This window comes from Pseudomonas sp. ADAK2 TE3594 (genome assembly GCF_053628675.1).
Genome location: NZ_JBRJGV010000001.1, coordinates 4,209,074 through 4,221,732 on the forward strand (window position 1 = coordinate 4,209,074; position 12,659 = coordinate 4,221,732).

A 12,659-nucleotide genomic window follows, 5' to 3' on the forward strand; every position below is an offset into this window, starting at 1 on the left:
ATGTAGATCATTGGTTTCACGAAAGAAATAAGCCAGCGGGCGGTGGTGTCAGCCCTCCCCTGGGATTCACCAAATCGCAGACACAAAAAAGGGCGACCGAAGTCGCCCTTTTTCTATGGTCTGACAGAACTCAGTTCTGTTTTTCCATTTGTGCACGCAACAGGTCGCCCAGAGTGGTAGGACCAGCAGCGATGCTATCCGAAGGCTTGTCTTTCAAGCTTTGGATGGCTTCTTTCTCGTCTTCAACGTCTTTCGACTTGATCGAGAGCTGGATTACGCGGCTCTTGCGGTCAACGCTGATGATCTTGGCTTCTACTTCTTCGCCTTCTTTCAGAACGTTGCGCGCGTCTTCAACGCGGTCACGGCTGATTTCGGAGGCTTTCAGAGTCGCTTCGATATCGTCGGCCAGAGTGATGATGGCGCCTTTAGCGTCAACTTCTTTCACGATGCCTTTAACGATGGCGCCTTTGTCGTTCTCTTGAACGTACTCGGAGAACGGATCGCTTTCCAGTTGCTTGATACCCAGGGAGATGCGCTCGCGCTCTGGGTCAACCGACAGGATAACGGTGTCCAGCTCGTCGCCCTTCTTGAAGCGGCGAACGGCTTCTTCGCCCACTTCGTTCCAGGAGATGTCGGACAGGTGAACCAGACCGTCGATGCCGCCGTCCAGACCAATGAAGATACCGAAATCGGTGATCGACTTGATGGTGCCGGAGATTTTATCGCCCTTGTTGAACTGGCCAGAGAAATCTTCCCATGGGTTAGATTTGCACTGCTTGATGCCGAGGGAGATACGACGACGCTCTTCGTCGATGTCCAGAACCATAACTTCCACTTCGTCGCCGACTTGTACGACTTTCGAAGGGTGGATGTTCTTGTTGGTCCAGTCCATTTCGGAAACGTGTACCAGGCCTTCAACGCCTTCTTCCAGCTCAGCGAAGCAGCCGTAGTCGGTCAGGTTGGTTACACGAGCGGTAACGCGAGTGCTTTCTGGGTAACGGGCTTTGATAGCAACCCATGGATCTTCGCCCAGTTGCTTGAGGCCCAGGGAAACACGATTGCGTTCGCGATCGTACTTCAGAACCTTGACATCGATCTCGTCGCCAACGTTGACGATTTCGGAAGGATGCTTGATACGCTTCCAAGCCATGTCGGTAATGTGCAGCAGGCCATCGACGCCACCCAGATCGACGAATGCGCCGTAATCGGTGAGGTTCTTGACGATACCTTTGACTTGTTGGCCTTCCTGCAGGGATTCCAGCAGAGCTTCACGCTCGGCGGAGTTCTCGGCTTCGAGGACGCTGCGACGGGAAACGACAACGTTGTTGCGTTTCTGGTCGAGTTTGATGACCTTGAATTCCAGCTCTTTGCCTTCCAGGTGCGTGGTGTCGCGCACTGGACGGACGTCAACCAGAGAACCTGGCAGGAACGCACGGATGCCGTTAACGTCGACAGTGAAGCCGCCTTTAACCTTACCGTTGATAACGCCCTTGACCACTTCTTCGGCTGCGAAGGCTGCTTCCAGAACAATCCAGCATTCAGCGCGCTTGGCTTTTTCACGGGACAGCTTGGTTTCACCAAAGCCGTCTTCAACCGAGTCCAGAGCAACGTGAACTTCGTCACCGACGTTGATAGTCAGTTCGCCAGCATCGTTGTAGAACTGCTCAAGCGGGATGAGTGCTTCAGACTTCAGGCCAGCGTGAACGGTTACCCAGCGAGCTTGGTAATCGATATCAACGATAACACCGGTGATGATGGAGCCTGCCTGAAGGTTCAGGGTTTTTAGGCTTTCTTCAAAGAGTTCCGCAAAGCTTTCGCTCATTTTAATTCCTGTTGAATAAGGGCGAAGGATACGCCCATCTCCACATCCCAGACGATGTGGGTTACGTTCATTTAAAGAAACGGCACAGGACTATGACTGGTCCCCTGGGTCGTTTCTTGGTCACCCGGCGATATCGCGAATGGCGATCTCGCTCATGATGCGTTCCAGCACCTGATCGATGGATAATTCCGTGGAATCCAGCTGGATGGCGTCAGCCGCCGGTTTGAGCGGGGCTACCGCTCGCTGGGTGTCACGCTCATCGCGCGCACGTATCTCATCTAGCAGACTCGACAGACTAACACCATCGACTTTGCCCTTCAACTGCAAGTATCGACGGCGCGCACGCTCCTCGGCACTGGCGGTCAGGAAAATCTTCAACGGCGCGTCGGGAAATACCACCGTGCCCATGTCGCGACCATCGGCCACCAGACCCGGTGACTCCTGAAAGGCCCGCTGGCGCTGAAGCAGCGCGTCGCGCACGGCGGGCAACGCAGCGACTTGCGAGGCACCCGAGCCGATACTTTCAGTGCGAATGACATCGCTGACTTCGTCGCCTTCCAGAATAATGCGCTGCAGCTGACCGTCGGTCGCTGCGATGAATTGCACATCCAGATGAGCGGCAAGCTTTTTGAGCAATTCCTCGTTCGTCAGGTCGACGCCATGGTTATGCGCAGCGAAAGCCAGCAATCGATACAGCGCACCGGAATCCAGCAGGTTCCAGCCCAGGCGCTTGGCCAACATCCCGGCGACCGTGCCCTTGCCAGAGCCGCTTGGCCCATCAATGGTGATGACCGGTGCGATGTTTTTCACGACTGAGCCTCTTGTGCAACACGGATACCGACCTGCGCGCACAGCGCGAGGAAGTTCGGGAACGAGGTCGCGACGTTGGCGCAATCATGGATGCGGATCGGTGCACTTGCGCGCAGCGAAGCCACGCTGAAAGCCATGGCAATCCGGTGATCGCCGTGACCGTGCACTTCGCCGCCGCCGATCTGGCCGCCGTCGATGATGAGGCCGTCCGGGGTTGGCTCGCACTTGACGCCCAACGCCAGCAGGCCGTCCGCCATCACCTGGATCCGGTCCGACTCCTTCACGCGCAGCTCTTCGGCGCCGCGCAGCACGGTGCGCCCTTCGGCACATGCCGCGGCCACGAACAGCACCGGGAACTCGTCGATAGCCAGTGGAACCAGCGCCTCAGGGATCTCGATACCTTTGAGTTTAGCTGCCCGTACGCGCAGATCCGCTACCGGTTCACCGCCGACTTCACGCTGGTTTTCCAGGGTGATATCAGCGCCCATCAGGCGCAGGATGTCGATCACACCGGTACGGGTCGGATTGATGCCGACGTGCTCAAGCACCAGCTCCGAACCTTCGGCAATCGACGCCGCCACCAGGAAGAACGCCGACGACGAGATATCGCCCGGCACTTCAATGTGGGTCGCGGTCAACTTGTGGCCGGACTCGACCGAGGCAGTCGCGCCGTTGACGGTCACCGGGTAGCCGAAGCCGCGCAGCATACGCTCGGTGTGGTCGCGAGTCGGTGCCGGCTCGGTGACGGTGGTCTTGCCTTCGGCATACAGACCCGCCAGCAACAGGCAGGATTTAACCTGGGCGCTGGCCATTGGCATGGTGTAAGTCAGGCCCTTGAGCTTGTTGCCGCCACGAATGGTCATCGGTGGACGACCTTCAGCAGCGGTCTCGATCACGGCGCCCATTTCACGCAGCGGATTGGCCACGCGATTCATCGGACGCTTGGACAGAGAAGCATCGCCGGTCAGGGTGCTATCGAAGTTCTGCGCAGCCAAAAGGCCAGACAGCAGACGCATCGAAGTGCCGGAGTTGCCCAGATAGATCGGGCCCGGCGCAGGCTTCAGGCCATGCAGGCCGACGCCGTGGATGGTCACACGACCGTGGTGCGGACCTTCGATGACGACACCCATGTCGCGGAAAGCTTGCAAGGTCGCCAGAGCGTCTTCGCCCTCGAGGAAACCTTCCACTTCGGTGACGCCTTCAGCCAGGGAACCGAGCATGATCGAGCGGTGGGAAATCGATTTATCGCCCGGTACACGAATCCGCCCAGTCAGGCGGCCACCAGGTTGTGCCAGGAAAATCAGATCGTTGGAATTCATAGCGTCCACATAGGCCCGGCGGGCCAGGATTTTACTGAAATGCTCGCGGGCAACCCGGGCGCGAGTGAACACGCCCAACAATTGGTGCCCATCCCCTGCATCGACCGCGTCGCGCAAGGCGTCGAGGTCGCTGCGAAATGTATCGAGTGTGCGCAGGACAGCTTCGCGGTTGGCGAGGAAGATGTCGTGCCACATGACCGGGTCGCTACCGGCGATTCTTGTGAAATCGCGGAAACCGCCCGCAGCGTAACGGAAGATCTCAAGATTTTCATTGCGTTTGGCCAACGAATCGACCAAACCGAACGCCAGCAAGTGCGGTAAATGGCTGGTCGCCGCCAACACTTCGTCGTGACGCTCGACCTGCATGTGCTCGACGTCGGCGCCCAGTTCGCGCCACAACCGGTCGACCACTGCCAGCGCGGCCGGGTCGGTCTGATCCAGCGGCGTCAGAATCACTTTATGGCGACGGAACAATTCGGCATTGGAGGCTTCCACCCCGCTCTGCTCGGAACCGGCAATCGGATGCCCCGGCACAAAACGCGCCGGCATGCCGCCAAACGCCTCGGTCGCCGCGCGCACCACATTGCCTTTGGCGCTACCGACGTCGGTCAGAATCGCTTGCCCCAGGTCCATGCCCGCCAACAGCGCGAGCAACTTCTCCATGGCCAGGATCGGCACCGCCAGCTGAATCACGTCAGCGCCCTGGCAAGCCGCCGCCAGGTCTTCTTCGCAGCGATCCACCACGCCCAACTCGACCGCCAGCTTGCGCGACTGCGGGTCGAGATCGACCCCGACCACTTCGCGGCACAGACCGCTTTCACGCAAGCCTTTGGCAAACGAACCGCCGATCAACCCCAGGCCGACCACCACCAGGCGACCGATCATAGGTTGAGCAGATTGCAGTGCAGTGACATCAACCACGGGCCAAAACCTTGGTCAGCGCCTCGAGGAAGCGGCTGTTTTCAGCCGGCAGACCAATGGTGATACGCAGGTGGTTCGGCATGCCGTAGTTGGCCACCGGACGCACGATCACGCCTTCACGCAGCAACCCCTCGAACACTGGCGCCGCAACGCGACCCAGATCGACACAGATGAAGTTGCCTTTGGATGGAATCCAGCTCAGACCCAGCTCACGGAAACCCGCTTGCAGCTGCTGCATGCCGGACTCGTTCAAGCGACGGCTTTCGGCCAGGTACTCGACGTCTTGCAACGCGGCACAAGCGGCAGCCAGTGCGAGGCTGTTGACGTTGAACGGCTGACGCACGCGATTCAGCACATCGGCGACGATGGCCGAGGACAAGCCGTAACCGACCCGCAGCGACGCCAAGCCATAGGCCTTGGAGAAGGTGCGCGAGACCAGCAGGTTCGGGTAGGCCGCCAGATAGTCCAGGCCATCGGGCAAGTCGCTGCCTTCGGCGTACTCGATGTAGGCCTCGTCCAGCACCACCAGCACATGGGCCGGTACGTCCTGCAGGAAATCATCCAGCGTTTGGGCGTCGAACCAGGTCCCGGTCGGGTTGTTCGGGTTGGCGATGAAAACCACGCGGGTATCGGCATCGATCGCGGCGAGCATGGCCGACAGATCATGCCCCCAGTCTTTGGCCGGGATCACTTTTGCCTGGGCGCCGACGGCCTGGGTGACGATCGGATAGACCGCAAACGCATGCGCGCTGAATACCGCGTTCAGGCCTGGCGCCAGATAGGCACGTGCCACCAACTCCAGAATGTCGTTGGAGCCGTTGCCCAGCGTTACCTGGCTCAGCTCGACGCGGCACTGATCGGCCAGCAGGGTCTTGAGTGCAAAACCGTTGCCGTCCGGATAGCGGGTCAGCTCGGTCAGCGCTTCGCGAATCGCCGCCAGCGCCTTGGGACTGGCGCCCAACGGGTTCTCGTTGCTCGCCAGTTTGACGATATTGGCCGGATCGAGGTTCAGCTCACGGGCCAGTTCGTCCACGGGTTTACCCGGAACGTAAGGCGAAAGTTGTTGCACGCCCGGCTGTGCCAGAGCGAGGAAGTTGCCACTCATTTGCTACCGCCCTTAGAGAACTGCTTTCGGGTAGGAACCCAGCACTTTGAGTGCTACTGCTTCCTGACTGATCTTTTCCAGTACACCTTTGACCAGTGGGTCGCGGTGGTGGCCGACGAAGTCGATGAAGAACACGTAGGTCCATTTACCGCTGCGCGACGGACGGGTCTCGATACGCGTCAGGTCGATGCCGTTGTCGTGGAACGGCACCAGCAGCTCGTGGAGCGCGCCGGGTTTGTTGCTCATGGAGACGATGATCGAGGTCTTGTCGTCGCCGGTCGGCGGTACTTCCTGGCTGCCGATCATCAGGAATCGCGTGGAGTTGTCCGGACGATCCTCGATTTTCTCGGCCAGACGAGTCAACCCGTACAGACCGGCGGCCATGTCGCCGGCAATCGCCGCCGAGTTCCACTCACCCTTGACCCGCTTGGCCGCTTCGGCGTTGCTCGAAACCGCCACGCGTTCGACATTCGGGTAATGGGCGTCCAGCCACTTGCGGCACTGGGCCAGGGACTGGGCGTGGGAATAGATGCGGCTGATGCTGTCGGTCTTGGTGTTTTCACCCACCAACAGGTGATGGTGAATCCGCAGCTCGACTTCGCCACAGATCACCATGTCGTGTTCGAGGAAGCTGTCGAGGGTGTGGTTGACCGCGCCCTCGGTGGAGTTTTCCACCGGGACCACGCCAAAGTTCACCGCACCGGCCGCGACTTCACGGAACACTTCGTCGATCGCCGCCATCGGCTTGCTGATCACCGCGTGGCCGAAGTGCTTCATGGCTGCGGCCTGAGTGAATGTACCTTCAGGACCGAGGTAAGCCACTTTCAGCGGCTGCTCGAGGGCCAGGCACGAGGACATGATTTCGCGGAACAGCCGCGCCATCTCTTCGTTGCCCAGCGGCCCCTGGTTACGCTCCATCACACGCTTGAGCACCTGAGCTTCACGCTCAGGACGATAGAACACCGGCACTTCGCCTTCGGCCAGCGAGGCCATCTTTACTCGCGCAACTTCCTGGGCGCAACGTGCGCGCTCACTGATCAGCTCCAGGACTTTTTCGTCCAGAGCATCAATGCGCAGGCGCAGTGCCTTGAGTTCTTGCTCAGACATTAGCCGTGTTCCTTCTCGAACTCTGCCATGTACGAAACCAGTGCGTTGACCGCAACAATATCGACGGCGTTATAGATGGAGGCACGCATGCCGCCCACGGAACGGTGGCCCTTGAGGTTCAGCAGGCCACGTTCGTCGGCACCGGCCAGGAACGGCTTGTCGAGACGATCGTCGGCCAGACGGAACGGCACGTTCATCCACGAGCGGTCCGACTTGTTGATCGGGTTGCTGTACAAGCCGCTGGCGTCGATGAAGTCATACAGCGTGCGCTGCTTCACTTCATTGAGCTTGCCGATGGCTTCGACGCCACCCTGCTCTTTCAGCCACTCGAACACCAGACCGGACAAGTACCAGGCCAGGGTTGGCGGGGTGTTGTACATCGAGCCGTTATCGGCCGCGACCTTGTAGTTGAGCATGGTCGGGCAAATGGAACGGGCGTGACCCAGCAGGTCTTCGCGCACGATGTTCACGACGACGCCACTCGGGCCGATGTTTTTCTGGGCGCCGGCGTAGATCATGCCGAAACGCGAAACATCGACTGGACGCGAGAGGATGTCCGAGGACATGTCGGCCACCAGCGGTACATCACCGGTTTCCGGGATCCATTGGAATTCCAGGCCGCCAATGGTTTCGTTCGGTGCGTAGTGAACGTAGGCCGCATCCTTGGACAGGTTCCATTCGTTCTGACCGGGGATAGCGAAATAGTCGTAGGGCTTGGCGGTGGCGGCAACGTTGACGTGACCGTAGCGCGAGGCTTCTTCGATAGCTTTCTGCGACCAGATACCGGTATCGATATAGTCGGCAGTGCCGCTTTCCGGCAACAGGTTCAGAGGAATCTGAGCGAATTGCTGGCTCGCGCCACCCTGCAGAAACAGCACTTTATAGTTCGAGGGGATATTCAGCAGATCACGCAGATCCTGCTCGGCCTTGGTGGCAATAGACACGAACTCATCGCTGCGATGGCTCATTTCCATGACCGACAGGCCCTTGCCATGCCAATCAAGGAGTTCACCCTGGGCGCGCTTCAGGACAGCTTCGGGAAGCGCCGCAGGACCGGCACAGAAGTTATAGGCTCTCTTGCTCACATCCAATCTCGCTCTGATTTGGTGGTCACTTAAATCTTTCGGTCTGCGGATGATCGTTCCCACGCTCTGCGTGGGAATGCATCCAATGACGCTCTGCGTCATGGGACGCGGAGCGTCCCGAGCGGCATTCCCACGCAGAGCGTGGGAACGATCCTGTGCAGTGTCGCAAATTTTCAAACAGAACAAACAACAAGGGGGCGAATCTTCATCCGCCCCCTGCTTGCCCGCTTACTCTTGCGGCTCTTCGTCAGCGGCGGCGTCGAGTTGCTGGTCTTCGGCCACGTCGTCGATCACGACCTCACCGTCGAACACTGCACCCTCTTCACCTTCAAGCCCTTCACCTGCCAGCTCTTCGCCTTCGACTTCCGATGGCTCTTGAACCCGCTCCAGGCCCACCAGCGTTTCATCGCTGGCCAGCTTGATCAGGGTCACGCCCTGGGTGTTACGACCCAGGCTCGACACTTCGTCGACACGGGTACGAACCAAAGTACCCTGGTCGGAAATCAGCATGATTTCCTCGCCGTCGAGCACCTGAACCGCGCCGACCAGACGGCCGTTACGGTCGTTGCTGACCATGGCGATAACGCCCTGGCCGCCACGTTTGTACTCAGGGAACTCGGTGATCGCGGTGCGCTTGCCGAAACCACGCGCCGAAGCGGTGAGGATCTGGCTGCCTTCTTCCGGGATCAGCATGGAAATCAGCTTCTGGCCTTCCGGCAGACGCATGCCGCGGACACCGCGAGCGGTACGGCCCATGGCGCGGACGTCGGTTTCCTTGAAGCGAGTGACCTTGCCACCGTCGGAGAACAACATGACTTCGCGCTCGCCATCGGTAATGGCGGCAGAAATCAGTACGTCGCCTTCATCCAGCTCCAGCGCGATCAGGCCGACACTGCGTTGACGGCTGAAGGATTCCAGCGGGGTCTTCTTCACAGTGCCTTTGGCAGTGGCCATGAAGATGAAATGACCTTCGGTGTATTCCTCGACCGGCAGCATGGTGGTGATGTATTCATCACTGTCCAGCGGCAGCAGGTTGACCAACGGACGACCACGGGCAGCGCGGGAGGCTTCCGGGATTTCGTAGGTTTTGAGCCAGTACACTTTGCCTTTGCTGGAGAACAGCAGCAGCGTGGTGTGGCTGTTGGCGACCAGCAGGTGAGCGATGTAGTCCTCATCCTTGACGCCGGTAGCCGATTTGCCTTTACCGCCACGACGCTGAGCCTGGTACGCAGCCAATGGCTGGGTCTTGGCGTAGCCACCGTGGGAAATGGTCACGACGCGCTCTTCTTCCGGGATCATGTCACCCAGGGTCAGGTCGAGACGGGCATCGAGAATCTCGGTGCGACGCACATCACCGTATTCGGCGCGGATCACTTCCAGTTCTTCGCGGATCACTTCCATCAGGCGCGTGGCGCTGCTGAGGATGCGGATCAGCTCGCCGATCTGGTTGAGGATCTCTTGATACTCGGCCAGCAGCTTCTCGTGTTCCAGACCGGTCAGACGGTGCAGACGCAGTTCCAGAATGGCTTGCGCCTGTTCTGGCGACAGGAAGTACTTGCCTTCGCGCAGACCGTATTGCGGGTCCAGGGTCTCTGGACGGCAGGAATCGGCACCGGCACGTTCAACCATCGCGACCACCGCGGAGGATTCCCAGGCAGTGCTGATCAGCGCTTCCTTGGCTTCCGACGGTGTTGGCGAGGCCTTGATCAGGGCGATGACCGGGTCGATGTTCGACAGGGCAACCGCTTGACCTTCCAGGATGTGACCACGTTCGCGCGCTTTGCGCAGTTCGAACACGGTACGGCGGGTAACCACTTCGCGACGGTGACGAACGAAAGCTTCCAGCAGGTCCTTGAGGTTGAGGATCCGCGGACGGCCGTCGATCAGCGCGACGATGTTGATACCGAACACCGCTTGCAGCTGGGTCTGGGCGTAGAGGTTGTTGAGGATCACCTCAGGCACTTCACCGCGACGCAGTTCGATCACGACGCGCATACCGTCCTTGTCGGACTCGTCGCGCAGCTCGGTGATGCCTTCGAGCTTCTTCTCTTTTACCAGCTCGGCGATCTTCTCGATCAGACGCGCCTTGTTCAGCTGGTAAGGGAGTTCGGTGATGACGATCTGCTGACGACCACCGACCTTGTCGATGTCTTCGATCATCGAGCGGGCACGCATGTAAATGCGCCCGCGGCCGGTACGGTAGGCTTCGATGATGCCGGCGCGACCGTTGATGATCGCGGCGGTCGGGAAGTCCGGACCGGGGATGTATTGCATCAGTTCATCGACGGTCAGCTCAGGGTTGTCGATGAGTGCCAGGCAACCGTCGATGACTTCACCGAGGTTGTGCGGCGGGATGTTGGTCGCCATGCCCACGGCGATACCACTGGAGCCGTTGACCAGCAGGTTGGGAATACGGGTCGGCATGACCGCCGGGATCATTTCGGTGCCGTCGTAGTTCGGCACCCAGTCCACGGTTTCTTTGTGCAGGTCAGCCAGCAGCTCGTGCGCCAGCTTGGTCATGCGCACTTCGGTGTATCGCATGGCCGCGGCGTTGTCGCCGTCCACCGAACCGAAGTTGCCCTGACCGTCTACCAGCAGGTAACGCAGCGAGAATGGCTGCGCCATCCGAACGATGGTGTCGTACACCGCGGTATCACCGTGAGGGTGATACTTACCGATCACGTCACCGACAACACGGGCAGATTTCTTGTACGGCTTGTTGAAGTCGTTGCCCAGCTCGCTCATCGCGAACAGCACACGCCGGTGCACGGGCTTCAAGCCATCGCGCGCATCCGGCAGTGCCCGCCCGACAATCACGCTCATCGCGTAGTCGAGGTAGGACTGCTTCAGCTCGTCTTCGATATTGACCGGGAGGATTTCTTTGGCCAGTTCGCCCATGAGAAGCCTGATTCCTTTTTCTGGTGAAACTTCGTCACATCCATATGGGACGAACGAAGCTCGCCGATGCAGACTGAGTGCCGTGCACCGACTTACGACAAATCAACGAGTTATGCCATGGATCTGCGCAGTAAAGGCAGCCACATCAGGCTACCCTGGAAACCGCCGGATGTTATCACAAGAGCCGCCACGCACCTATCCCCCAGATGCGCATGGAGCATAGTTAGTTGACCGGTGACAGGCTTGAAAGGGACGAGAGGGGCTTAGAGCCGTGTTGAATGAAGAATCCAGGCCTGATTCGAGCCTTATTCATTGTCTTCCGGGCCTCTTCGCGGGCAAGCCCGCTCCCACAGGGTTCTCTAGCGCTCACAAAACCTGAGGGAGATCAGGCTTGCTTCATTGGCTTTGAGGGCCTCTTCGTGGGCAAGCCTGTTCCCACAGGGTGTGGTAGCGCTCACAAAACCTGTGGGAGCGGGCTTGCCCGCGATAGCGATTGATCAGGCGCCTGGGATCATCAATGCAGACGCTTACGGCACATCAACTGCGCCATTTTCGCGGTATCCGGCCGTTCGACGATGCCTTTTTCGGTAACAATCGCGTCGATCAAATCCGCAGGCGTTACGTCGAACACCGGGTTGAACGCATCGACATCCGCCCCGACCCGCTTGCCGCCAACTTCCAGCAACTCGCGGCCGTCACGCTCTTCGAGGGGGATCTCGTCACCACTGGCCAGGTTCATGTCGATGGTCGAACTCGGCGCCACCACCATGAAGCGCACGCCATGGTGCATGGCGTTGACCGCCAGCTGGTAAGTGCCGATCTTGTTCGCCACATCACCATTGGCGGTAATGCGGTCGGCGCCGACGATTACCCAGGTCACGCCTTTGGTTTTCATGATATGTGCAGCGGCGGAATCGGCATTGAGGGTCACGGGAATGCCTTCATTGGCCAATTCCCATGCGGTCAAACGCGAACCTTGCAGCCATGGCCGGGTTTCATCGGCATAGACGCGCTCGACCATGCCCTCGATGAAAGCCCCGCGAATCACTCCCAGCGCCGTGCCGAAGCCGCCAGTGGCCAGGGCGCCGGTGTTGCAGTGCGTTAGGATCGCCTGGGCGTTACCCTGATGCTTGCGGATCAGGTCCACACCCAGTTGGGCCATGGTCAGGTTGGCTTCGCGATCACTTTCATGGATGGCGATGGCCTCCGCCTCCAGCGCCGCCAGAGGATCTGCGTCGTCCTTGAGGCGGTCCAGGCGGTCACGCATGCGATTCAAGGCCCAGAACAGATTAACCGCTGTTGGACGGGAATCGGCCAGTAGCGCGTAATCCTCTTCCCACGCCGCCAGCCAGTCACCGCCCTCGGCAATTCGGGCGCGGGCCGACAGCACCATGGCATACGCCGCACTGATGCCAATCGCTGGCGCGCCGCGTACCACCATCGAGCGAATGGCCTCAGCCACACCCGCGGCGCTGGTGTAGGCGATCCAGGTTTCCTCGAACGGCAAAATACGCTGATCCAGCAGATACAGGGCGTCATTACGCCAATCGATGGCCTTCACCCTCTCCGCAGCCAACAGTCGATCGCGCATC

8 protein-coding genes are annotated in these 12,659 nt (G+C 59.6%); all 8 read right to left on the reverse strand.

The window, feature by feature from the left end; genetic code table 11:
* Nucleotides 1-130 precede the first annotated feature (130 nt).
* The 8 genes from rpsA to mtnA all read right to left on the reverse strand — a co-directional run bounded on the left by rpsA (nt 131) and on the right by mtnA (nt 12,658).
* Nucleotides 131-1,822 (reverse strand): 30S ribosomal protein S1, encoded by a 1,692-nt coding sequence (gene rpsA / locus AB7M22_RS18630; protein WP_008005961.1) that lies wholly within the window; start codon nt 1,820-1,822, stop codon nt 131-133.
* A 120-nt stretch (nt 1,823-1,942) separates the two neighbouring features.
* Nucleotides 1,943-2,632 (reverse strand): (d)CMP kinase, encoded by a 690-nt coding sequence (gene cmk / locus AB7M22_RS18635; protein WP_007899742.1) that lies wholly within the window; start codon nt 2,630-2,632, stop codon nt 1,943-1,945.
* The gene (locus AB7M22_RS18640) at nt 2,629-4,836 is read right to left on the reverse strand and encodes a bifunctional prephenate dehydrogenase/3-phosphoshikimate 1-carboxyvinyltransferase (protein ID WP_367375765.1); all 2,208 of its coding nucleotides are present in this window, start codon (nt 4,834-4,836) and stop codon (nt 2,629-2,631) included. Before AB7M22_RS18640 ends, cmk begins: the two co-directional genes overlap by 4 nt.
* A 28-nt stretch (nt 4,837-4,864) precedes the next feature.
* Nucleotides 4,865-5,977, reverse strand: a complete 1,113-nt coding sequence (hisC, locus tag AB7M22_RS18645; RefSeq protein ID WP_454187389.1) for a histidinol-phosphate transaminase — start codon at nt 5,975-5,977, stop codon at nt 4,865-4,867.
* Nucleotides 5,978-5,989: 12 nt separating this feature from the next.
* Nucleotides 5,990-7,084 (reverse strand): prephenate dehydratase, encoded by a 1,095-nt coding sequence (gene pheA / locus AB7M22_RS18650; protein ID WP_007899727.1) that lies wholly within the window; start codon nt 7,082-7,084, stop codon nt 5,990-5,992.
* Nucleotides 7,084-8,169 carry a 3-phosphoserine/phosphohydroxythreonine transaminase gene (serC, locus tag AB7M22_RS18655; RefSeq protein WP_454187390.1) on the reverse strand — a complete coding sequence of 362 codons (1,086 nt, stop codon included), beginning with the start codon at nt 8,167-8,169 and terminating at the stop codon, nt 7,084-7,086. Before serC ends, pheA begins: the two co-directional genes overlap by 1 nt.
* A 228-nt stretch (nt 8,170-8,397) precedes the next feature.
* Entirely contained in the window at nt 8,398-11,067 is a 2,670-nt protein-coding gene (gene gyrA / locus AB7M22_RS18660; protein ID WP_454187391.1) for a DNA gyrase subunit A, read from the reverse strand.
* 514 nt (nt 11,068-11,581) lie between these two features.
* On the reverse strand, nt 11,582-12,658 hold the full coding sequence (gene mtnA / locus AB7M22_RS18665; protein ID WP_454187392.1) for an S-methyl-5-thioribose-1-phosphate isomerase: 1,077 nt from the start codon (nt 12,656-12,658) through the stop codon (nt 11,582-11,584).
* Nucleotide 12,659: the final 1 nt, after the last annotated feature.

Bases quoted from the DNA above. Each gene is read 5' to 3' on its own strand.
- mtnA (WP_454187392.1), bottom strand. From the start codon at position 12,658: ATGCGCGATCGACTGTTGGCTGCGGAGAGGGTGAAGGCCATCGATTGG.
- gyrA (WP_454187391.1), bottom strand. From the start codon at position 11,067: ATGGGCGAACTGGCCAAAGAAATCCTCCCGGTCAATATCGAAGACGAG.
- rpsA (WP_008005961.1), bottom strand. From the start codon at position 1,822: ATGAGCGAAAGCTTTGCGGAACTCTTTGAAGAAAGCCTAAAAACCCTG.
- AB7M22_RS18640 (WP_367375765.1), bottom strand. From the start codon at position 4,836: ATGATCGGTCGCCTGGTGGTGGTCGGCCTGGGGTTGATCGGCGGTTCG.
- hisC (WP_454187389.1), bottom strand. From the start codon at position 5,977: ATGAGTGGCAACTTCCTCGCTCTGGCACAGCCGGGCGTGCAACAACTT.
- pheA (WP_007899727.1), bottom strand. From the start codon at position 7,084: ATGTCTGAGCAAGAACTCAAGGCACTGCGCCTGCGCATTGATGCTCTG.